General features: G+C 59.4%; 27 protein-coding genes and 1 tRNA gene. 12 read left to right on the forward strand and 16 right to left on the reverse strand.

Annotation, left to right across the window (positions count from 1 at the left end; genetic code table 11):
* Positions 1 to 7: 7 nt before the first annotated feature.
* Both QN222_RS21555 and QN222_RS21560 read right to left on the reverse strand, forming a co-directional pair.
* Positions 8 to 502 carry a heme-degrading domain-containing protein gene (locus tag QN222_RS21555; protein ID WP_283962813.1) on the reverse strand — a complete coding sequence of 165 codons (495 nt, stop codon included), beginning with the start codon at positions 500 to 502 and terminating at the stop codon, positions 8 to 10.
* A gap of 27 nt (positions 503 to 529) precedes the next feature.
* A complete protein-coding gene (locus QN222_RS21560) occupies positions 530 to 1,426 on the reverse strand; it encodes an ROK family protein (RefSeq protein ID WP_283962812.1) in 897 nt (298 codons plus the stop codon).
* A gap of 305 nt (positions 1,427 to 1,731) precedes the next feature.
* Between QN222_RS21560 and QN222_RS21565 the strand changes: the two genes are divergently transcribed.
* From QN222_RS21565 to QN222_RS21595, 7 genes are all read left to right on the forward strand, one after another.
* A tRNA-Arg gene (locus QN222_RS21565) sits at positions 1,732 to 1,808 on the forward strand.
* 146 nt (positions 1,809 to 1,954) lie between these two features.
* Positions 1,955 to 2,404, forward strand: a complete 450-nt coding sequence (locus QN222_RS21570; protein WP_283962811.1) for a thermonuclease family protein — start codon at positions 1,955 to 1,957, stop codon at positions 2,402 to 2,404.
* A 297-nt stretch (positions 2,405 to 2,701) separates the two neighbouring features.
* Positions 2,702 to 2,959, forward strand: a complete 258-nt coding sequence (locus QN222_RS21575) for a hypothetical protein (protein ID WP_283962810.1) — start codon at positions 2,702 to 2,704, stop codon at positions 2,957 to 2,959.
* Positions 2,960 to 3,064: 105 nt separating this feature from the next.
* Positions 3,065 to 3,313, forward strand: a complete 249-nt coding sequence (locus tag QN222_RS21580; protein ID WP_283962809.1) for a hypothetical protein — start codon at positions 3,065 to 3,067, stop codon at positions 3,311 to 3,313.
* A gap of 90 nt (positions 3,314 to 3,403) precedes the next feature.
* The gene (locus QN222_RS21585) at positions 3,404 to 3,640 is read left to right on the forward strand and encodes a hypothetical protein (RefSeq protein WP_283962808.1); all 237 of its coding nucleotides are present in this window, start codon (positions 3,404 to 3,406) and stop codon (positions 3,638 to 3,640) included.
* Positions 3,641 to 3,675: 35 nt separating this feature from the next.
* Entirely contained in the window at positions 3,676 to 3,864 is a 189-nt protein-coding gene (locus tag QN222_RS21590; protein WP_283962807.1) for a hypothetical protein, read from the forward strand.
* Positions 3,865 to 3,911: 47 nt separating this feature from the next.
* Entirely contained in the window at positions 3,912 to 4,508 is a 597-nt protein-coding gene (locus QN222_RS21595; protein ID WP_283962806.1) for a hypothetical protein, read from the forward strand.
* A gap of 37 nt (positions 4,509 to 4,545) precedes the next feature.
* Here the strand turns inward: QN222_RS21595 and QN222_RS21600 are convergent, their stop codons facing one another.
* Complete coding sequence (locus tag QN222_RS21600) at positions 4,546 to 5,133, reverse strand: hypothetical protein (protein ID WP_283962805.1); 588 nt, start codon at positions 5,131 to 5,133, stop codon at positions 4,546 to 4,548.
* 89 nt (positions 5,134 to 5,222) lie between these two features.
* Here QN222_RS21600 and QN222_RS21605 point away from each other — a divergent pair, with 89 nt between their 5' ends.
* The 3 genes from QN222_RS21605 to QN222_RS21615 all read left to right on the forward strand — a co-directional run bounded on the left by QN222_RS21605 (position 5,223) and on the right by QN222_RS21615 (position 6,538).
* Positions 5,223 to 5,528 (forward strand): hypothetical protein, encoded by a 306-nt coding sequence (locus QN222_RS21605; RefSeq protein WP_336621036.1) that lies wholly within the window; start codon positions 5,223 to 5,225, stop codon positions 5,526 to 5,528.
* Complete coding sequence (locus QN222_RS21610; protein WP_283962803.1) at positions 5,512 to 6,069, forward strand: hypothetical protein; 558 nt, start codon at positions 5,512 to 5,514, stop codon at positions 6,067 to 6,069. The genes QN222_RS21605 and QN222_RS21610 overlap by 17 nt, the downstream gene beginning before the upstream one ends.
* A gap of 142 nt (positions 6,070 to 6,211) precedes the next feature.
* A complete protein-coding gene (locus tag QN222_RS21615) occupies positions 6,212 to 6,538 on the forward strand; it encodes a hypothetical protein (protein ID WP_283962802.1) in 327 nt (108 codons plus the stop codon).
* 75 nt (positions 6,539 to 6,613) lie between these two features.
* Here QN222_RS21615 and QN222_RS21620 read toward each other — a convergent pair whose 3' ends face one another.
* The 9 genes from QN222_RS21620 to QN222_RS21660 all read right to left on the reverse strand — a co-directional run bounded on the left by QN222_RS21620 (position 6,614) and on the right by QN222_RS21660 (position 12,477).
* Complete coding sequence (locus tag QN222_RS21620; protein WP_283962801.1) at positions 6,614 to 7,003, reverse strand: hypothetical protein; 390 nt, start codon at positions 7,001 to 7,003, stop codon at positions 6,614 to 6,616.
* A gap of 11 nt (positions 7,004 to 7,014) precedes the next feature.
* Positions 7,015 to 7,482, reverse strand: a complete 468-nt coding sequence (locus QN222_RS21625) for a Panacea domain-containing protein (RefSeq protein ID WP_283962800.1) — start codon at positions 7,480 to 7,482, stop codon at positions 7,015 to 7,017.
* A gap of 688 nt (positions 7,483 to 8,170) precedes the next feature.
* Positions 8,171 to 8,602 (reverse strand): hypothetical protein, encoded by a 432-nt coding sequence (locus QN222_RS21630; RefSeq protein ID WP_283962799.1) that lies wholly within the window; start codon positions 8,600 to 8,602, stop codon positions 8,171 to 8,173.
* Between the two features lie 270 nt (positions 8,603 to 8,872).
* Positions 8,873 to 9,319: a hypothetical protein gene (locus QN222_RS21635; RefSeq protein ID WP_283962798.1), complete on the reverse strand. Its 447-nt coding sequence runs from the start codon at positions 9,317 to 9,319 to the stop codon at positions 8,873 to 8,875.
* A gap of 76 nt (positions 9,320 to 9,395) precedes the next feature.
* Positions 9,396 to 9,569 (reverse strand): hypothetical protein, encoded by a 174-nt coding sequence (locus QN222_RS21640; RefSeq protein ID WP_283962797.1) that lies wholly within the window; start codon positions 9,567 to 9,569, stop codon positions 9,396 to 9,398.
* Positions 9,570 to 9,581: 12 nt separating this feature from the next.
* Positions 9,582 to 9,902, reverse strand: coding sequence for a cell wall anchor protein (locus tag QN222_RS21645; RefSeq protein ID WP_283962796.1), 321 nt, complete (start codon positions 9,900 to 9,902; stop codon positions 9,582 to 9,584).
* A 26-nt stretch (positions 9,903 to 9,928) separates the two neighbouring features.
* Positions 9,929 to 10,639 (reverse strand): peptidoglycan recognition family protein, encoded by a 711-nt coding sequence (locus QN222_RS21650; protein ID WP_283962795.1) that lies wholly within the window; start codon positions 10,637 to 10,639, stop codon positions 9,929 to 9,931.
* A 258-nt stretch (positions 10,640 to 10,897) separates the two neighbouring features.
* Complete coding sequence (locus tag QN222_RS21655) at positions 10,898 to 11,389, reverse strand: hypothetical protein (protein ID WP_283962794.1); 492 nt, start codon at positions 11,387 to 11,389, stop codon at positions 10,898 to 10,900.
* On the reverse strand, positions 11,389 to 12,477 hold the full coding sequence (locus tag QN222_RS21660) for a hypothetical protein (protein WP_283962793.1): 1,089 nt from the start codon (positions 12,475 to 12,477) through the stop codon (positions 11,389 to 11,391). Before QN222_RS21660 ends, QN222_RS21655 begins: the two co-directional genes overlap by 1 nt.
* 91 nt (positions 12,478 to 12,568) lie before the next feature.
* On the opposite strand from QN222_RS21660, the gene QN222_RS21665 reads away from it, so the two are divergent.
* Both QN222_RS21665 and QN222_RS21670 read left to right on the forward strand, forming a co-directional pair.
* Positions 12,569 to 12,715, forward strand: a complete 147-nt coding sequence (locus QN222_RS21665; RefSeq protein WP_283962792.1) for a hypothetical protein — start codon at positions 12,569 to 12,571, stop codon at positions 12,713 to 12,715.
* Between the two features lie 71 nt (positions 12,716 to 12,786).
* Complete coding sequence (locus QN222_RS21670) at positions 12,787 to 13,248, forward strand: hypothetical protein (protein WP_283962791.1); 462 nt, start codon at positions 12,787 to 12,789, stop codon at positions 13,246 to 13,248.
* 268 nt (positions 13,249 to 13,516) lie between these two features.
* Here the strand turns inward: QN222_RS21670 and QN222_RS21675 are convergent, their stop codons facing one another.
* From QN222_RS21675 to QN222_RS21690, 4 genes are read right to left on the reverse strand one after another with little or no spacing between them, the layout of a single operon-like run.
* Positions 13,517 to 15,544 (reverse strand): hypothetical protein, encoded by a 2,028-nt coding sequence (locus QN222_RS21675; RefSeq protein ID WP_283962790.1) that lies wholly within the window; start codon positions 15,542 to 15,544, stop codon positions 13,517 to 13,519.
* Entirely contained in the window at positions 15,544 to 17,568 is a 2,025-nt protein-coding gene (locus QN222_RS21680) for a hypothetical protein (RefSeq protein ID WP_283962789.1), read from the reverse strand. Before QN222_RS21680 ends, QN222_RS21675 begins: the two co-directional genes overlap by 1 nt.
* On the reverse strand, positions 17,568 to 17,819 hold the full coding sequence (locus QN222_RS21685; RefSeq protein WP_283962788.1) for a hypothetical protein: 252 nt from the start codon (positions 17,817 to 17,819) through the stop codon (positions 17,568 to 17,570). The genes QN222_RS21680 and QN222_RS21685 overlap by 1 nt, the downstream gene beginning before the upstream one ends.
* On the reverse strand, positions 17,816 to 19,162 hold the full coding sequence (locus tag QN222_RS21690; protein ID WP_283962787.1) for a tail fiber domain-containing protein: 1,347 nt from the start codon (positions 19,160 to 19,162) through the stop codon (positions 17,816 to 17,818). Before QN222_RS21690 ends, QN222_RS21685 begins: the two co-directional genes overlap by 4 nt.
* Positions 19,163 to 19,165: the final 3 nt, after the last annotated feature.

Here is a 19,165-nt window from a genome sequence, read left to right on the forward strand (position 1 = left end):
GTTCCTGTCAGTCCTCGAGCTTCAGCGCGGCGTGATCGGCCTTGAACAGTTCCGCCAGCGCCTCGACGACGAGATTATGGTCCTCGCGCTGCGGCAATCCGGAAACCGTGACGGCACCGATGCAGCCCGTGCCCTTGACGACGATCGGGAAACTGCCGCCATGCGCCGCGTATTCGGCATCCGGCAGGCCGAGTTTCGCCTGTAGGTTCGTCTGTTGCTTCAACAGGCCGAGGCCGGTCGCATAGCTGCTCTTGAACAGCCGGAAGACTGTGTTGCGCTTGCGCCTGACCCAGTTCGGATTGTCCGGCGTCGCACCCTCGAGCGCAGCGTAGAAGACCTGCATGGAAAAAAGCGTGATGTCGATGACCACGCCGAGCTTGCGCTCCGCCGCCATACGCCGAAGCGTCGAGCCGAGTTCCCAGGCGGTGTCGAGATTGAACTGCTCGAACTGCAGTTCCCGCTCCTGCAGCGCAATGCGGCGCAGATCGTTGTCGATGTTCATGATATCTCCTTGCTCTCAGGTCAGGGCTCAGCTTTTCCAGAGCCAGGCGGCGCCGCGCACGCCGGAACTGTCGCCGTGCACCGCCTTGCGGATCGGCGTCTCGAAACTGTCGCCGAAGATGTACCTGGTGATCAGCGCCGGCAGTTCGCCGTAGATCTCGTCGACATTGGACATGCCGCCGCCGAGCACAAAGACGTCCGGATCGACAACATTGGTTAGCAGCGCGAGGCTGCGGGCAAGACGATCGACGAAGCGTTCATAGACACCGATCGCCACGGGGTCGCCGGCGCGCTTCGCCTCGATGATATCCCTGCCGCGGCGGTCGACGCCGGTCGTCGTGCGGTAGTCGAGCTCCAGTCCGGTGCCGCAGGCATACATGTCGAGACAGCCGAGCTTGCCGCACCAGCACTTGTGGCCGGGATATTCGTCCCGCGTCATCCAGGGCAGCGGATAGTGCCCGATCTCGGCGGCAACGCCCTGGTAGCCCGCATGAACCTTCTTCTCGATCGCAAGCCCGCCGCCATGTCCCGTGCCAACGATCACACCGAAGACGACGCGGGCATCCTTGCCGGCCCCGTCCACCGCCTCGGAAACGGCAAGGCAATTGGCGTCGTTGGCGAGCCGAACCTCGCGGCCGAGGGCGGCTTCGAGATCGCGGCCGAGCGGCTTGCCGTTGATGAGGACGGCGTTCGAGTTGCGCACGATGCCGGTGCGCGGATTGGGGCTGCCGGGAATGCCTATGCCGATCGATCCGCGCGCGCCGGCCGTCTGTTCGGCTGCAGCCACGAGTTCGATCACCGCGCGAATGCAGTCGTCATAGCCGCTGGTCGGCGTTGCGACACGGTGCCGGGCGCGCGTTTCGCCATCGCGGTCAAGCGCGATGACTTCCATTTTCGTGCCGCCCCAATCAATTCCGATGAACATGTGTGGATCAGATCTCAGGATGGATGTCGAGGGAATCGGCAGGACGCTCCTCCGGCCGCCGCCGGCCTTGCTTAGCACCTGCAGCGTTGCAGATGCTACTGCATAATTCCTTAAATCCTGTTCGATTTAAGGACAAAATTATGCAGCAATTCAAATCCTACAGCGACCTTTGCGCGTCTGATAAGACGCGCGGCGCTGTAGAGTGAGATGCGGAAAAGTGCGAGGCGGCTTATCGCAAATCGGCAGGACGTCCTGCAAAAACACTTGGCGAAACAGCCTCGCTTTTGTATGGGTCTATACCGAGTGGTCCCGTAGCTCAGCAGGATAGAGCATCAGATTCCTAATCTGGGGGTCGCGCGTTCGAATCGCGCCGGGATCACCAAAACCATCCAAATAAATTCAATGACTTACCATCCAAAAGCCCCGAGCGTATCGGTAAAAACATGTCGCGCCGCCTTGCAACAAATACCCTTGGTTTTCAAGCATTACCAACGCTTTGCGGCGACTCCGTGCAACATGGAGTGCAACATGCAGCGTAGGAGGATTGCTCTGGTGCGAACTGGAATAGCCGCAGCAATTGTCCTCGGCACCGCCATAACGGCGGCGCAGTCAGCACGGGCAATCGAGATCTGTTCGGGAGGTGATAGGGCGGCGCGCCGGGTTACCTGCCTTGTGGATGGTGACACGGGATGGGAGAGAGGCGTCAAATGGCGCCTACTGGATATCGACGCGCCGGAGACCTTTGAGGCGGAGTGCGGTCAGGAGAAGGAAATCGGGAAGGAAGCGACTCGGCGCTTGCTGGTGCTCATGTCAGCCGGATACCGGCTCGTCGAGAGCGGTGAGAAGGATCATACTTCCGATCGCCGTAGTCTGGTGAGGATAGTTCTTGCCGACGGTCGCGACGCCGGCCGCATCTTGCTTCAAGAGGGATTGGCGCAGCGGTGGCCGAACAAAGGTAACCGCTGGTGCGGCTTCTAGTCCCCTTCGCGGGGCTTTGCATCTTCTCGCCTGGCTAGCTCTGCCTCTACAGCTTGGCGGATGAATTCCGCCCGCTTGTTCTTGCCTACGAGCGCGTCTATCCGCTCGGGCACGCCCTCCGGCAGCCGCACAAGAATAGGCTTCACTTTCAATGGAGGCCGCCCCATGCGGCGAGGATTATTCGATATCGGAAAGTTAGTCAAACCAGCCTCCGTCTAGGTATAAACGATATCGCTTATTGATCGTATAAGCGATATCTCTTATGCTTTCAACCTTTGTCGGTCGGAGGCATAGGAAATGCCGAACGTCGGAAAGATCCGTATTGGCGACGGGCCTGATGACGTGGTCGTCATCTTCGACGCAGGCGCGCAGCCGCTGCACGTGGATGTGGTGACCGAATTAGCTTCGGAGGGTGGAATCGTCCGCATCTCCTTCGCAGCGATCACCCAGGACGGAGACGGCCAAAGGAAGGCCGAGGTGGTCGCCAGACTGCGCATGAGCCAAGACGTGGCATGGGGACTATGTCGCACACTGAAAGCGCTCGTGGCGGGTTAGTGGTGCGCAAGGCTGCATGGCCCGCCCCCCTACGAGGCCACGTCCAGGCATTGACTCTTGGGTGTATCGTGTCACTTCTTTCGCTCAGAACGTGAGGAGGAGAAAATGGCGGTAGACTTTCAGGTGCTTGAAAGCCAACTCAGCGAGACAGAGATGGCGCTATTCATGATGATCAATGTTTCGATGAACGCAGCCATGTTGGCCGGCGCCGATCCGAAATTGATTCTGCAACATCTCCGGCAGCACGAGCAGAACTTCACCGCGTTGGGCCAGAAGAAGGCAGCCCACATGCTTGGCGCTGCCGTCGTGCTCGTCGAAAATGCTTCAGGTATCAAGCCCGTCAATCTCGGCTGATTGGGGGTCTTGAAATCGAGCTCTTTGTGGCGCTGGGCGCGCCCGAGGACATGGCGCTTGTCGACAACGGCTTGGGAAGTGGACAATAGCTTGAAATCGGAACATCGGTCTGTCCCGCGCCTCGGCCTCAATCGCAACGAGGTCGCTCTGGCACTCGGGGTAAGCGTAAACAGCGTCGATCTCATGGTAGCGGAAGGCTTTCTGCCTCAGCCGCGACGATGGCGCAGCCGCAAGATATGGATAGTCTCCGAGATCGAGCTTGCTATGCTGGAGTGGCCGGTGGATGGCGCTACTGCCGACGGCAACGATTGGCGGGCCACTGTCTGACACGAACGGAACGCGTCCCAGCAGAGTTACGACAGATGAGCCGAACGAATTTCCGCCAAGCCGACCTCGAGCGGATTCTTCGCGCCGCCAAGAAGGTGGGCGCGGTCGTGCAAGTCGACCTTCGCACACTGGAGGTGAAGATATTCCCGGCTTCTGGTGATGTCTCATTTCTCGACGATGGCCTGGCCCCAGACGGTCCGGAGAACTGGGACTTCGACTTCTGAAAGCCGCAGCTCGGGCGGAAGATCAGCCCAAGAGGGACGTCGCTGGAATGGACATTGAGATCCGCATCTACGAGCTCGAGCAGGATGGAAAGCTGCACGAGCTTTCCAGCACTCCTATCAGTTGGTACGGCGGCATATGCCCCAACGTCGGGGACGTCTTGTGCTCAGACTTCACGGCTCTCGGTGTTTGCTTTTACTCGGTGCAACGTCGCTATTTTATGGAGGCGGGCGGCGCAACCGGGTGGGCAATTATCGTGCGACGGCTAGACCCGGCGCCACAACAAGCGATGGTCTACGAGACATGGAAGGAGGACACTGAATTCTGGGAGGAGGTTTATGAAAATGAACGGAGGGAGGAGCTTGACGAAGCCGATCCGCCAGAGCCAATTCAGCCGCCGCTGAACTGGAGAGAGCAAAAAGCAATGGAGTACCTGTTTGAGCGCGGTGCCCAGGTTCGGGTCGACTGGCACGAGCTCAAGGATTTCGGCCCAAGCACGCAGAAGTCGCTGCAAAAACGAGGATTCATCCGCGCAAGCGCAGATACTGACCGCCATGGAAACCCCGAAAAAATCTGGCTGACAAAGGCAGGGCAGAAGGCGATGCACGACTTGCACGCGCACCGTTCGAAATACCCGGTGCTGTGATCTTCGGGTGACTGCGGCGCCAACTGCGTGAGCGCCTTCAATCGTTCCACTGAACCGAAAGTCTGCCGTCGAGAGCTTCGATCGCGCGGCCAATAGCGCGATAATTTACGCGCTTTTTTCCTTTCCATCGCATACTCGTGAAGTAGGTCTTTGTCTTGCACATGTTGTCTAGATCGGCCATCGTCAACCGGTGATAAAAGCACTTCTCGCGAATGTCATCCAATGATTCAATGCCAGTCCGCTTGTAGGGCTTTCTTGCCCTGCGGAAACCATGGTAGCGAGCAGCTTGCTGAATGTTCACCCAGGTAGAGTGTGGAAAGGCCGAGACAATTTCCTCTGCCGAAGCTGTTGGGTACATCTTCCGGAGTTTCGATATTTCTGAAGCCGTCCAAATGTGGATTTTCGGCCGGAGTCCCATTTTTGCGGCTTGGCTGACCACGGCTATGCGTGTCCTGTGCGGAAGCTTCTTCACCATTGCATCATAGTCTGGCGCCAGCCTCCTGACGATTTCCCGCTCCTCGTCGGTCCAAAGCCTGTCGCCTTTCATGTTGACTCCCTCGCGCCTTATCCTGCGTCTGGTACGTTCAGCGCTGGCGGTATTCCGGGCATAATAGGCAAGCGACATGACGCACCTCCTGGGTGCATTTCATCGAGGCGAGCCTGAGTCGCGAATTCACGATTTGTGTTTTCCCCAACAATGATCCAAACCAAGCAATGAGCCTCACGGCCGACTTCATCGCCGAACTGATTAGAGCCGCGAACGAAGCGGACAGGCTGTCCGCGTTCGAGGTCAAACGGCTGATCAATCGATCGATCGCCACAATACGTGACATGCGCGAGGAGGTCGGCATACTGAGCAGCAACCGAGCGAAGGATGTCGTGATTGATCTGCAGGTGGCGGCGGCCCGGGCGGATGGCCTTTCTGCGACCGAGATCCGGGATATCCTAATCGACGCAGCGGAAGTCATTAGAACATTGAAGATTGTGTTGGATGGGTCGGTAGATGCTCAAAGATCATGATGAGTGGCTCAAGACTGAAGCCGTTCTTGGGAAGATTGTCGTCCAATGGGGCCACGCCATGAGCCTAGTATATTCTCTCCCGGAAGAGATGGGCTTCGAGAATTTCGCGGCAATTCGCTTGGGCCTCGCTCAGCTAAATGGCGACGGCCACCGACTTTCATACATGCGCAGACTGATCGAGCATGAGCCCAAGCTGTTCGATGACCCACAGCATAGAGATCAGGAAGCACTGCAAGCTTTGAAGGCGTTGGAAAAATTAGTGCCGCAAAGGGACGCGCTGATCCACGGAATTCCGGTGTTGTCTTACAAGAGGGACACTAAGACGAAGGAGCGGATTAGGGAGGGTGCGTATATGCTCCAACAGCGCGAGTGGAACGAATCCACTCGCTTCATCAAAGTTCCCGAAACGGCTCTGAAACATTTGGAGAAGCTTGGAACTGCACATGATAGTCTGAGTCGCGTGGCGACGCCTATGCTATTCGAGACTTGGCGATCAATGTTGGATTTTCTGCAAAGCAATCCAACCATAAGGTCCGAATGATTTAGGTCAGCACAGTCGCAGCGTCGAGCGTCCGCATTGACTCTGCGGATGACGTGAACATATTCAGAACGCGACCCGGCGAGGCGGCGCGCCATCAGTGACATGCGAGAAATCGACAACCTCACCCGAGGAGGATTAACGCATGCCCGATCTCCCCAGACCGAAATACAAATGGCGGCAGACGTGGCCAGATGCCCCGAAACACTTTTCGGGCTACGACGGCGGCCGGCTAATCGCGCACATCCATTGGTATCATATGGGCTGGTGGCACTGGTACATGACCTGGAACCACGCAAAGAACGCCAGCAAGTGGATGCGACCGAACGGTCAGGCCGAATCGGCAAGGGCGGCGGCGCTCGAGGCGGAGGCATGCTACGAGGCCATTCTACGATGCGAATGGCCTGGCATGGTCCCGGAGGACCTGCAGTGCATGCTCGACCATGAGGAATGGATGCGGACGCGCCCTTGAACTCGCAGTTGAGCCGTCGCGCTGGCTGGCCTCGATCCTCCGAATGGTTTGCTTAATCGTGGGTAGGCTCGCCCACTACCCCAGCCGCTTCTTCAAATGCCCCGCGGCTATTGTCGCCACAATACCGCCAGTCGCGAGCGTCTGAACTTTCGTCAATTGCTCGGCGGTCAGCCAATGCCACGCCACTGGCGCGAGATAGTGCCAAAACCAAGCTGAGATTAAGCCGGTAAAGAGGACGAAAAAGCCCCACAAGGACAGGATTGCGATTTTTTCGAAGTGGTTTCGAAATTTCTCATTTCTATTCGCTTCGTTCGCCTCGGCTCGACGCTTGATCTGCTCGGCCGTTAAATTACTGCCGAGAAGCTCGGCCTCTTTGAGCGCGGAATCGACGGCTAGATGCGACGCCTCCGGAGGGGAGGCGTCGGGATGGCCTATGGGTATCTTCTTGAGATCGCTATCCAGCAAACACGCACACCCTATGGATCTGGGGTGCTGCCGGTCGTTTCGGCGAGCCTTTGATAATGGTCCTCGATTATGTCGTTCGAAATTTCGAGGCCGAACTCACCTGGCACGTATGTCAAATCCCACGGCGTGTTCTTTGCGTGCGTCAGACGCGACAACGCCGGTCCGGTCATGCTCCCGTAGATATGGTAGACCTGATCGACGATGCTGCTTTCATGCCTATCCAATTCGTCATCGCGGGCGGGCAATGGGCCAATGACGGGGTGGCTTCTGAACTGCCGAGTCGCGTTGTACAGCCGCGGAATGACCGGACCGTATTGCCAAGCCTGCACTTCGTCCCTGATGAGGGGCCGACCATAAAGACCAAGCATCCATCCATGCGCGATGTAGACCAGCTTGAGAAGCTGCATGGGGGTCAGACTATCACCAGCTTGATCCGCCAATTGGAGGAACCGATTGGCGACAACTCTGCTGTCGTGCATGCTTCCTCCTTTCTATGTCAGTGCGTTGAAACGTCCCGACCGAGAGTACAGCGGCCGACACAACATAGATAATGCGATTCTTGGGGGATTACACCCCCTCACCACTTGACAAGTTGTTAGTTAACGAATCGCAGAACTTCAACCCTTTGAACGTACGATGGAAAACTTTTCTGACTGAGATCATGCAGGAAGGCTGAACCAAATGTGGCTAAATCAATCGCCAGATCGCGTCACGCAGTTGTCACGCTACTGTCACGAACCGACAGCTAGACTGCCGAAATGGACGACTACACCGAAACCATCGTTGGCGTGAGTGCTGCGACATTGGTCATCGCAGTGACAATCTTCATCGGCGCCTGGTTGCAGTAGCCAACCGCCAGACCCTCTGCTTCACCCGCCCTTCTGACGCGCGAAATTCACCGATTCCAGCGCCGATAGACGTTGTCATGTGGCCCCACATCCACAGCAGCAAATAGATCAACCGCATCCTGCCGAAGAACAATACGATCGCCCTTGTGGGGATCAATTATGAAATACCCAGGCGCACCTGCAAGGGGGCGAAAATCGAGACTTGGCAAAGCGGGTTCCTGTTGAAACTTGACCAAGGCTCGCGCGACTGCGCGTTGTCGATCGGGAGGTAACCGCCGCAATTCTCGCTCAAATGTCTTCTCGATCGATATCTTAACGGTCATGAAGCCATGATCGAGTTCAGATAGGCTTCGAGATCGGTGGTGTTGTCGAATACCGGGCCGCCGCGAGAATCAGTGTCCAGTTCTGCGCGATGAGCACGCATGAAAAGGGCGAATTCCAGACGCGCTTCGATCGACCGTTCAAGGTGCGATAGCAGCCGACCATCGACCTCCCGAAGAATGTCTGCCGCGCTCTTCGATATTTTCTCTGCGGCTTTTTGATCTCTCCGGAAAGCCTTTTGCATCCTGCCCAAATCTTTAGCTTCGCGCAGACGATTTGCCTCGAAAATCTCTATGACTTGACCAAGCAACTGGGCTTCCTCAGACGCCTCAGTCTCGGTCCGGGGCATTTCCCACACCTGTGCGCGGATGCGCATACCCTCTTCGATCCAAGCATCAAGATCGGCATCAAGAGCGGCGATATCCGTCAAGCTAGACTGCCTAAACCGCTCCCCATGGTCGAGAACAGATATCGGTTCTCGCGCAACTGTGCGCGGCTCCCACAGCATATGCCGTAGGAGGTCACCAAAATCTGGGAAACTTAAAGCCATTGTCGCCATATGCTCCATATAGTCTCTCTTAGATGCGAAGTCATTACTTCCCGAAGAGTCTCACCCGCCCTTCTCCACCTTCGCTCCGAACCACCCCATGAACAGAACCCCGGATCCGCGCAGGCATGCCGGTCTTTGTTTGCAGCAGCCTCATTGCCGAAGCTGGTTTCCACGTCGGCCGCCATCCTCGAGCCGCTGCAAAATTTCCTTCATCACCTTCAGGTCGCCGGATTGCTGACTCATCAACGTCTGCAGGTCTTTGATCGCCGTGGTGATCGTAGCGTTGGATTGCTCCTGCACCGTGACCCGGTAGGTGAGGTTGTCGATCTTGCGGACTTCGGCCTCAAGCCCGCGGAAGCGTTCGTCCGTTCGGCCGTCGCGCTCTCTACTTTCAGCCAGGCGATCCTTCTGGGACTGCTCGACCGATGTGCGCCAAGATTGGAGCTCGTCGATGTCGCGCGTGGTGTTGGCCCAGATCCAGCCTCCGCCACCGATCATCCCGACGAGGGTGATCAGGTTCAGGATCGAATTTAGGTTCCATTCTAGCTTTTGAGCGCGCTTTGGAAGTCCCATGGTCTCTTCCTCGATCGTCCCCATATAGACCCCTCGTATGCAATGCGATGGATATGAAAAGAGACCGGCCCCCGAGGATGAGAGCCGGCCTGTCTTGTTGTTACTGCGCGTTCTTCGGTGCGAAATAGGTGAGCAGCGCCGGCAGACCGATCGTGAGCGCGTAGAGCGCCAGATAGCCGTACCAGGGCGTATCATCCGGCATAAAGGGAATTCCGGCCGTCCCGGTGATGGCGCCGCCGGCGGCGGCGGCGATGGCTTTCGATACCTTGTCCATGTTGGTCTCTCCTTATTCCGCTGCCTTGGCTTCGCGCAGGGCGAGCGTGATTGCTGCATAGGCCTCGGCGGCCTTCACGAGTGCGGTCGCCGCAGTGACGCTGCCGGGGTCCTTGCAGACGACGTCGAGCGCCGACCAGGCGGCGGCTTCCTTGGCGACGGTGCGTTGCTTGATGTCCCCGGTGCTCGCGACGATGAGGAATGCCGAGTGCGCGGTTGCCGCGGCCGAGCAGATCTGCGGTAGATTCTTCTGGATGGCCGAATCGATCGAGCCGGTGGTGGTGCAAGCGGACAGCGCGAGCGCCGCCGCTGATGCGAAGATCAGTGAACGCATGGTTGTTTCCCTTGATGTTGGAAAGGTCAGAGTTTCGCGGAGGCTTCCGCGCGCAGTTTGTCGCCGCAGGCCTTCGCGCCAACGATCGACGGGTCGAAAGCAAGGCGGGTGAAATCCCACTTGCCCCTTTGTTGGATGCCCAGATTGTTCTGGACTTCCGCATGCGAGAGCACCGTCTTGTCGGTGATGTTGATGCCGTAGCGCCGGCAAAGGTCGGCAACGACGCTGGTAAGAGCGCCCCACTGCTTCTGGGTCATCGGATACTTTCCAGGATCGAACGGCTGCTCATGGGAGCCACCCATGCAGCACAGCGAGACGCCGATGGAGCCGGAGTTGCAGTTGAGCGTATGAGCCGCATAGCCCTCCCTCGCTGGCGCCTCGTTGAGGTTAATCGAGGGGATGCCGCGGACGATCTTGCCGTCGTCCTCAATGAGGATGTGATAGTGGCTCCGGTCGAACTCGCTGGCTTTGTGAGCACCGGCCGTCCAGTGGCAGATGATCCGCTCCATCTTTGCCGACGGCATCCAGTCGACGGGCACGATGGGGTTCGGAGACACTTGGGGAAGCGTGAGCGGCGGCCCGCTTCCCGTTGGTCCTCTTCGGCTTTCCAACTCGTCGAGCGCCGAATTCATGGCGGTGATCGTCTCGCCTCCCGGCGCTCCATCCGCCCCATGCTTCGGCAGCGGGAATCCGAGCGCGATCAATCGCCGCTGCAGAAACTGCACGGTCTTGTCCATGGTTCACCTTTGTTGTGTGGAAAAATGGTCCGAACGATCGGCAGCCAACGGAATCGCCGGGTGCAAGAGCGGCCTAAATCCATTGAGCGAATGGCGGCCAGTCTACGGTCGTGGTTAGCTTTACTCAGCCGCCTCGCGCAGGGGCGTGGTGGTTAGAGGCCTGGCAATCCCGCCGATCACGCTGGGCCTCGCTTGCGAGTCGTAGGTCGAATCCGGCGACTTTCCACTGCGCATTCCGAAAGCACAAGGCCAAGCGGGTTAGAGGTTAACGGCTGCCGTCCACATCGTATCGATCTGGATGTCAGTCAGGCCGAGCGCCGACCCGACAGAGGCAATGAGCGGGTGCATGCGGTTGAAGTTTGTGGCGAATTCCCATTCGATCCGGGCAGTTTCTTTGTCAGGACCGTCAGGCATTGCCTCGATGACGGCGCCAACCTGGGCCAATGTGAACCCATTGTTGATTAGACCGAGACGGAGTTGTCGCGCCGTGAGTGGCGGCATCCCGGCTCGGATCTCCTCAGGCGTCGGCGGGATATAATCACCGACGGGGAAGTCCGGATTATCGGTCATCCATTGCCGTAGCACCGGGTTCAAGCCGAATGGATCATCGGGCCGGACAAACGAGACGGCATCGTATGTCTCGCCTTCCATGTCGGTGATGTTGCACGAGACGGCGAAGACGTCGGCCTCTTTCGTCCTGCGGATTTCTGAAACTGAGTTCAGAGTGAGGTTCCCTGTCGATATTGTCATCACGCTACCCTTTGCAGAACGGCCCAAGCCTCGTTATCGCTACCGCGTGACCGCCATGTCCCGGCCAGTGCGGTACTGGCGCTCGCATGGCCGTCATAGAGATACTGATAATTCACCGACGCATGGAGACATGGTGCGATCAGCCCATTGCGCGCGGCCGTGTTGGCTGTGTAGCAAAAGACAACGTGCCCCAATGGGAAGCTCGTCGTGTTCGCGCTCGTCGTCGTGGACACTTCGGCCGCGATAAAACCCAGCGCGTGGGCATGGCTGGTCGTGGTGACTGAGTTCGTCGACGAGTTGGTGATGTCGGAAGGTGTTCCGAGCGTGAACGTCCGGGCCGCGGACAGATCGCCGCCACCGGTTAGGCCGTTGCCAGCGGTGAGTGTGAGTGTCGTGGCCGGGACACCCATCGAGGCCCGCGCCGTTGCCCCGCTTTCTGCTACCCAAGTCGTGCCATTGCCGACAATGAAGTTGCCGTTCGTGACGGCCATTGCTGCGATTGCATTGAGGCCGGTGTCGAACGCCTGCACATTGGTGCCGATCGTCAACCCAAGCGTCGCTCGCGCAGTCGCTGCGTCAGCGTCGTCGAGCAGAGTGCGAGCGAACGTAGTCAGGGTCGCGACCGCATAGGTATCAAGCGCGGTCGTGTAAATCATGCGATCGGCCGCAGTCGTCAGCCCTGCGATCGAAGCGAGGCCGACATCATAGGCCTGAACATTGGTCCCAATCGTGAGCCCGAGGGTCGCCCTTGCTGTCGTCGCGTCTGCGTCATCAATCAACGACCTGCCAAAAGCCGTCAGCGTGGTGACCGCGTAAGTGTCAGCCGCGGTCGTGTATGGAAGCTTGTCGGCCGAAGTAGTCAGGCCGGAGATCGATGTGAGCGCAGCGTGGGCCGTCTGGGCTCCGAGTGCCGTGCGCGCGCCGCTCGCCGTCGTAGCACCAGTACCTCCAGCCGTGATCGGGCGAGCCGCGTTGGCGTCCGCCGTCAGGTCGTCAACGAAGGCGTTGTAAGGCACGCTCTGGATCGTATTGCCAGACACGCCTTTCGTGCCGGCAGGAGGGCTGTAAACGCCACCAGTTCTTGGCATTGGCATTCTCCATAGAAAAAGGTCCGCGCCGGGAGCCTTGTCATGTGATCGGAATTTCGGTTTGATCGCCTTGGCAACTATGGGGCGAACTATGATTGATCTGAACGACGACGAGGAGCGCGGTATCCAGCTTTTCATGGCGGAGTATGGCGTCGACCGAGATGAAGCAGTGCGCCGGATCCTGCATGATTGGCTGGTCGGCAACGGGTATTTGCCGCCTGCTGTTGATAACGATTGAAGCGCCGCGCGCGGCATCTCGACAACCCTGCAGCGATTTGCTTCATTCCCTCAATCTTGCTGGGGGAAATCATGAAACTTCAAATCGTTGCGGCTTTGGCCGCCTCTATCTGCGTGTCCGGTTGTGTCAGCCAGAGCGAAATGGCGCTCTCCAACAACGTCTACAAAATCGACGTGGACGCCCAGGGTCTGATCTCGATGGCTATGGCCAAGGGTCAGCTCCAACAACGCATAGCTGAATCGACCCTTGCGAAGGGTTATACCCACTACATCATTCAGCAAGCCGGCACACAGAATTCATCGATCTACGCCGGACACACACCTGTTTACGGCAACACCACCGTCAACGTCTACGGCAACACTGCATACGCTAACACCACGTACACAGGCGGCCAGCCGATTAATATTCCGACCTCGCAAACGTCCGTTATCGTCGCGATGTTCAAGGCTCCTAACGTGCCGGCGAGCGCGATCGACGCCGCACAAGTGTTAGCCGCGTCGAAACCGAAAAAGAAGAAGACGCCCATAAGCTGAACACAGTGAGAGTGGCGCAAGCTGCCCGATTGCGCCAACCGCGTCACTCTTCTATGTTGTAGCAATGAGCGCACGCCACACCATTGAGCACGACCCCAGCGAACCGAAGATCGACCGCCGGCCGGAAAGCTTTCGGATGTTCTTCGTAATCCTGGCGTTGGGATGGGCTTGGTATCTGTATTTCGTTCCTTTTGATTGGCGATCCCTTCTTGTGGGGCTTGTCACCGGAGGGGCGTTGATGCTCTGGGCGTCGGTCCGCTTTAAGCACCTATGGTAGGCGCGCTACGCCCGCGTTCGATCCCTGCAAAATGCTCGACAAGATAAGCGCGCGAAGCCGATCGCGGTTCGCCTGGCCTTGACTGACCCTACCCAGCATCGATAGCGCTTGATCAGGATCGGTTTCCATCAGAGACCGGCCAACACGCTCGACAACACGCGGCGGCAGACCCTTTCCGGCATTGAAGGCTTGGCGAACGCCTGTTAGCGCGGCCTGCTTCCAATTGCCGGTGAGCAGATTTGTCAGAACGGCCGGATCAAAGTTCGCCATGTCGTCGATGTCGCCGAGGTTGTCGGCGGTGCGGCTGTTGCCGAGAGCGGCATTCGATGTCTCGAACATGCGGTTCTCGCGGCCGATGCGGTTACCGAGCTGCTCCGCTCGGCCAGGCGCCGCGAAAGCCTGAAATTCCTGCTCGTACTTCGGGGTCGTCAACGCTCGGGCGCGATTTGTGGCCGGGCCCATTGCGTGGCTCTCGATGTCGGCAATGATGGGGTCGACGTAGCCAACGCGATAAGCCTGCTGCTGATCCGGTGTCAGGCGCTCGAAAGCTTCAATGCTATCTTCAGAGCGCACCCGGCCGGACTTGGCGGCCTGCCCCTCGGCGACGCTGTCGATTACACGGCTGCGGGTAGCGAATGTGTCATTCGCACTCCGATAAGCCGGGGAAGCGTCTTCGAGCGCACGATCAACCTCTCGCTTTACCTGTGTCAGGTAGTGTGCGCGGTTGCCGGCGCCCTGCGCGTCCGCCCTGGCGATCATATCGTCGAGATCGAGCTTTGCCCGGAACAGCGTGTTGAAGTCCGTCACCTGCGAGTTGCCGTCTGAGATCATCTTCCGCACGCGGGCGAGTGAACCCTCGATCGTGTCATAGCCGATATTGTCCCGAGGATTTGCAACGCGGTTGACGCCGGGAGAAAGTGTCTCATCGATCCTCTCGAGGATGGGTGTCACATTGACGGGACCAGCATTTCGGCGGGCCGCCGTGTAAAGCTGATTGGCTTCGATGTCACGGGCGCTCGTCAAGGCACGGCTGACCTTATCCGAGGTCTGCGGAGCGTCGAAACCTTCAGCCAAGGCGTTAGCCAATCGCTGAGGCTGGCCAAGCTGACGGCGGACGAGAAAATCTGTCACTTCCTGGCGGGCATCGTTCGGCGTTCTGGTGACCGGCACCAGTGCACGCTGCCCCGCATTCCCCATCGCATCGGCAAGGGTGTACATCCGCTGCCCGTCATCGACAGCGGAGCGCATGATTCCGGCAATCTGCTCCGGCGTCTTTCCCGAGCGGCGGAGATAGGTGGCGAGTGCCTTGTCGGTGTACTGCGCCGGCCGGAACGGGGCGACTAAGGGAGCGATGGCGCCTTTGACCGCTCCCGAGGCGGCCGTTGTAACGCTCGGAAGGGCTCCACCGATACCAGCTCCAATGAAGCCGCTTACCCCGGCATTGTAGAGCCTGTCTTCCACTCCTTCCCCACTGCCAAACCCCTGAGCTCCACCGAGAATCGCACCTTCCATGGCTGAGGCTTTGGTGACACCGGCCAAGCCCTTGCCAGCCTTGATCGCGTTCGTCGTTGCAGACAGGCCATTCTTCGCCAAGCCCACACCGCCGCCGACGGCGCCCATGATTTTCCCTGCGAGTGATGCAACCTTGTCCTGCTGGTCGCGCTGGTCCTGTATGATGCGCTCGCGCCGGAGATTGCGGCCATATTCGCCGAACTCACCGCCAACACCCGTTAGAGCGCCACCAGCAGCTGTGAGTTCATCAGCAAGGCCGAAGGTCATCGTATCGGCCGCACCTCGCATGAAGCTGTCGACATTCCGGCCAAAGCCGTCATTGCGGCTACCGAAATTCTGCGTCGCATCCGACATCTCCTTGCGGAGGTCGATCGACGCTTGACCCTCTCCTTCCGGCTGCGCGGAGGCACCGAGGTGCTGCTGAAGAGCCTGGAAGGCGCCTTCGGCGTTCTCGCCGCTAACCCGATATGTCTTCCCGTCAGGGCCGGTGATCTTGAATGTTGGCATCACTCTTCCTCGATCGTGTAGCCGCCGATATTCGTCTTCGCCTTGCCGCCGCCCGGCTTGTAGTAATCGCCGCCGCGGAGGCTTGCCGCGCGCTCGCGGTTGAACTCAAGCCGCCGGTTCGCCATCTCAATCGCCCGATCGAGGATTTGACCTCTCACCCCTTTGGGCAGGCTCGATGAGCCCTGCAGGTCGAGGAGGATCTTGCGCTCGCCTTCCGTCGGGTTGCCGCCGAAGATGGTTTTCAGGGACGTGAGGGCTTGCCCGATGACGGCATTGTCAAAATTCGTCGTGGCTTCGGAGCTCTCCGGCGACGAGACGAAGTCCGGGACCATCCAATCCGGAAGATTGTTGCCGATCGATGCGCGCGTGCCGGAGAACCAGCCGGCGTTGGCCTTGCCGGAGAGGCCCTTTGCCGTTTCGAGAGCCTTGAGGGCGTTTTCGTTGGCGGCTACCATCTCATCGGCCTCGAGGATCGCCTTCTTGTCGGTCGCCGTAAGGGCCTGCGCATCCTCGCGCGGAAGCTTGCCGGTGAGAATGAAGCCCTGATAGGCGGGGTGATCAGGAGTCAAACCTACCTGTGCAGCCGCGGCCTTACGCGCCTCGACTTCGTTGCCGACGTTGATCGTCTGGCCCGCGCCGCCGACTGCATCGATCTTGCCGCCGCGCGAGCGCTGATAGACGCGTTGGTCAGTGTCGGGAATGCCAAGCGCCTTGCGCTCCTCGGGGGTGAGCGTCTGGTATTCGGGCGTCTTCAGGCTCTCGACTTCCTGCCGTGTCTTTTGCAGGCCGAGTTGGTATGCAGGGTCTGCCTGCTTCAACTGCGCCTCGTATTCCGCCTGCTGGCGTCGGGCCAATGCCTCGCGCTGCGCTTCTGCCTGCTGCACCTGCTGCTGATAGAGCGTCTGGAGAACGACACGCTGCTCCTCCGACAGCCACGGGTTGCTGAGAGCCTGCAGGAGCGTCATCTGGTCGGGGCCTTGCGGCGCCTGCGGCTGCATCTGCTGCGCCTGGGCGACCTGCTGACGCTGGCCCACGGCAGGCGCGTTCGGCGGCACCGCGGGAGATGCTACCTCTACCGGAGGTGCGAGAGGCGGAGCTGACTGCTGCGGCTGAGCGTTTACACCCACGTTTTGACCTGGGAAGCGTGCAGCATACTCTGGCGTCTTTTCGAACTCGGCTACCTCGTCCGACAGAGACGGAGGGGCAAAGGGAGAGGCCAGGACGCGTGCCCCGTTTCCTGCATTGGCAGATGCGCCCGCCATTGCGTTCACAGCGTCGCCGGCCGTCTGCGGCGGCATTCCGATAGACGGATCTAGGCTGGCGACTTCCTGCGGTCCGATCTGGCTCATAAAACGGCGCCCATAATCGCCAATCGATGTTCCAAGGGAATCCTTGCGGTCGACTTTGCCGACGCCACCCTCGCCGCCAAGCCATGCCTGCGCGGCGCCTTCCGGACCGTACTTCTGCACGTAGCTGTTGAACTTGCCGTCGAAAATGGCGTCTTGAATTTTCGGGTTCGCCATGAACTCATCAGCCGAAACCTCTCGGCCGAGGATTTCGCGCGACCAAGGGCCGACATTGGCCTCCATGATGCCATAGCGCCCGAGCGCGCGGCCCATCTTCGGATGCGTCGGGCCAACGGCGGAATAGTCGCCGCTGCCTGCACTCTCGATCGAGGCGATGGCGTCGCGATAGGAGCCAGAGCCGCCCGAGGCATTGCCGCTCGCCGGCTTCACGCCAGTGGAAAGAATGCTCGATGCGCTGACGTTCGGTGCCTGGCCGGTGATGTTGTTCACGATACCTTGGAACGCGCTGTTGGCGCTGTCCCTGCCAGTCTTCTCAGACTTGTCTGCCCTGCGGTTCATAACGCCGGCCACGATACCGGAGCCGAGAGCATTCAAGCCTTCCCCGATGTTCCGCGGAGCAGCCGATCCGCCCATGATTGCCATCGCAAGGTCGCGCTTGCGTTTGATGGAAGCCGGGGTCTCTCCGGTATCGCCGCCAAACAGGAACGAATAGGCCATCAGTAAAGACCTCCATTGCGGGAGCCAGAGAAGAAGTTAGCCAGGCCGGTCATCATTGACGGCTGCCCGCCGCCCGGAGTGGTCGGAAATGCGGCATTGCGCTTGGCGAGGTTTGCAGCGAGACCAGCCCCGAGCATGCCCATGCCGCCGCCGATCGTCTGAGGTAGGGGCTGCCCCATGATCTGGGCCTGGAGCCGCTTGGCCAGTTCTTCACGCGTGGGTTTTGCGCCATAGCCGGTAAAGCCGATCATTTGCGCCTCCCTGCATTGAAGAGGGCGCCATAATTCACGCGCCGAAGTCCGTCAGCGCCTTTGACAACGGCGTCGGGGCGGACCTTCTCCACCTCCTGCGCCATCACGCCAATGCGCCTGGGAGCGCTCTTGCCTTCACCCTTGTAGCGATACGAGTAGAGGCCGCCGACCTTCTTGATGTCCTTCTTCGCCCGCCTGTCCGACAGACTTGCAAGCTGTCCGCCGAAGCCAAGCATGCCGCCTAACATGCTCTGCATATTGGCCTGCTGTGTGTTGTAGGCGCCCATCCTGTTCGCATAGTCCTGCTGGACGAGGCCGGCATAATCGACCGTCGGCATGGGGTTGGACTGTGTCGGCACGAACTGCGGGTTGTTGACCTGCGCCCCGGACATGAGGCCGATGATTTCGTTGATCGGCTGGTTGCGCTGGGCGTACTGCTCGTTGAGATACTGCGAGCGCGCCTGGTTCTGCAGATTGAACTTGGCCTGCTGCGCATTGAAACTCTGATCCTTCAGAGCGTTGTTGGCAGCCGTCGTCGACTGGTTATTCTGGAACATCTGCTGCTTGGCGTCGTTGCCAAAGCCGGCCGATGCAAGGTTCTGGCCGAACTGCTGCTGCTGCGCCGAGTTCTGGAATGTCGCCTGGTCGCGAGCGAGGCCGGCAAGTCGGCTCTGCTCCTGTCCGGCGTTCAGCACCGCTGCGATGCGGGCGTCGTTGGACGTGCGGCTCGCCTCGTCGATCGCCCGATTGTAGGCCTCGGACCCCGGCTGAAGTCCCTGGTTGACGAGCCGCGTTTCCAGGGCTGCCCTGTCGCGCTCCAGCTGCGGATTGAGGCGCGCCATCAGCGCGTCTTCGTATTTCGTCGTGTCGAAATCGATGTCGTAGGACTTCGTGATGTCGCCCGCGTTGCCGACGCTGGTTTGCAGGTTCGGGCCGCTCCCGAACTGCTGGTACTGTGGAAGGCCGATCTTCGACGGGTCTCCTGCGGCCGGAGCCTTGGAGAAATCCATCGGCTTGCCAAGGAGGTCGTTGAGCTTGCCAGACTGTGTGTTGGCAAGCGTCGCCATGTTCAGTTCGGCGGCGTCGGTCTGGTCCTTGATCGCCTGCTGGTCGGGCGAAAGCGTCTGCGTCGCGGTAGGCACCTGCAGATCGTAGACCTTGCCGCTGAGCGGGTCGGTCCATTTCTGCGTCGTGTAGGTGTATTTGAGCGACCCGTCGGGCGTGACCTGGTTGACGTTGCCCATGACATTATTGGCAACGGCGGTCCCGATGTTCGTCGCGGTCTGGGCAGAAGCCGTTTCCTTCGGGTCCGGAGATTCCGGCGCGCTACCGTAAAGGCCCATATC

It is taken from the genome of Sinorhizobium sp. 6-70, from assembly GCF_030124375.1.
In the GTDB taxonomy this organism is placed as follows: domain Bacteria; phylum Pseudomonadota; class Alphaproteobacteria; order Rhizobiales; family Rhizobiaceae; genus Sinorhizobium.

Excerpts from the sequence above, each read along its gene's own strand:
- QN222_RS21555 (WP_283962813.1), bottom strand. The coding sequence starts at position 502 with ATGAACATCGACAACGATCTGCGCCGCATTGCGCTGCAGGAGCGGGAA.
- QN222_RS21560 (WP_283962812.1), bottom strand. The coding sequence starts at position 1,426 with ATGTTCATCGGAATTGATTGGGGCGGCACGAAAATGGAAGTCATCGCG.
- QN222_RS21570 (WP_283962811.1), top strand. The coding sequence starts at position 1,955 with ATGCAGCGTAGGAGGATTGCTCTGGTGCGAACTGGAATAGCCGCAGCA.
- QN222_RS21575 (WP_283962810.1), top strand. The coding sequence starts at position 2,702 with ATGCCGAACGTCGGAAAGATCCGTATTGGCGACGGGCCTGATGACGTG.
- QN222_RS21580 (WP_283962809.1), top strand. The coding sequence starts at position 3,065 with ATGGCGGTAGACTTTCAGGTGCTTGAAAGCCAACTCAGCGAGACAGAG.
- QN222_RS21590 (WP_283962807.1), top strand. The coding sequence starts at position 3,676 with ATGAGCCGAACGAATTTCCGCCAAGCCGACCTCGAGCGGATTCTTCGC.
- QN222_RS21595 (WP_283962806.1), top strand. The coding sequence starts at position 3,912 with ATGGACATTGAGATCCGCATCTACGAGCTCGAGCAGGATGGAAAGCTG.
- QN222_RS21600 (WP_283962805.1), bottom strand. The coding sequence starts at position 5,133 with ATGTCGCTTGCCTATTATGCCCGGAATACCGCCAGCGCTGAACGTACC.
- QN222_RS21605 (WP_336621036.1), top strand. The coding sequence starts at position 5,223 with ATGAGCCTCACGGCCGACTTCATCGCCGAACTGATTAGAGCCGCGAAC.
- QN222_RS21610 (WP_283962803.1), top strand. The coding sequence starts at position 5,512 with ATGCTCAAAGATCATGATGAGTGGCTCAAGACTGAAGCCGTTCTTGGG.
- QN222_RS21615 (WP_283962802.1), top strand. The coding sequence starts at position 6,212 with ATGCCCGATCTCCCCAGACCGAAATACAAATGGCGGCAGACGTGGCCA.
- QN222_RS21625 (WP_283962800.1), bottom strand. The coding sequence starts at position 7,482 with ATGCACGACAGCAGAGTTGTCGCCAATCGGTTCCTCCAATTGGCGGAT.
- QN222_RS21635 (WP_283962798.1), bottom strand. The coding sequence starts at position 9,319 with ATGGGGACGATCGAGGAAGAGACCATGGGACTTCCAAAGCGCGCTCAA.
- QN222_RS21640 (WP_283962797.1), bottom strand. The coding sequence starts at position 9,569 with ATGGACAAGGTATCGAAAGCCATCGCCGCCGCCGCCGGCGGCGCCATC.
- QN222_RS21645 (WP_283962796.1), bottom strand. The coding sequence starts at position 9,902 with ATGCGTTCACTGATCTTCGCATCAGCGGCGGCGCTCGCGCTGTCCGCT.
- QN222_RS21650 (WP_283962795.1), bottom strand. The coding sequence starts at position 10,639 with ATGGACAAGACCGTGCAGTTTCTGCAGCGGCGATTGATCGCGCTCGGA.
- QN222_RS21655 (WP_283962794.1), bottom strand. The coding sequence starts at position 11,389 with ATGACAATATCGACAGGGAACCTCACTCTGAACTCAGTTTCAGAAATC.
- QN222_RS21660 (WP_283962793.1), bottom strand. The coding sequence starts at position 12,477 with ATGCCAAGAACTGGTGGCGTTTACAGCCCTCCTGCCGGCACGAAAGGC.
- QN222_RS21665 (WP_283962792.1), top strand. The coding sequence starts at position 12,569 with ATGATTGATCTGAACGACGACGAGGAGCGCGGTATCCAGCTTTTCATG.
- QN222_RS21670 (WP_283962791.1), top strand. The coding sequence starts at position 12,787 with ATGAAACTTCAAATCGTTGCGGCTTTGGCCGCCTCTATCTGCGTGTCC.
- QN222_RS21675 (WP_283962790.1), bottom strand. The coding sequence starts at position 15,544 with ATGCCAACATTCAAGATCACCGGCCCTGACGGGAAGACATATCGGGTT.
- QN222_RS21680 (WP_283962789.1), bottom strand. The coding sequence starts at position 17,568 with ATGGCCTATTCGTTCCTGTTTGGCGGCGATACCGGAGAGACCCCGGCT.
- QN222_RS21685 (WP_283962788.1), bottom strand. The coding sequence starts at position 17,819 with ATGATCGGCTTTACCGGCTATGGCGCAAAACCCACGCGTGAAGAACTG.
- QN222_RS21690 (WP_283962787.1), bottom strand. The coding sequence starts at position 19,162 with ATGGGCCTTTACGGTAGCGCGCCGGAATCTCCGGACCCGAAGGAAACG.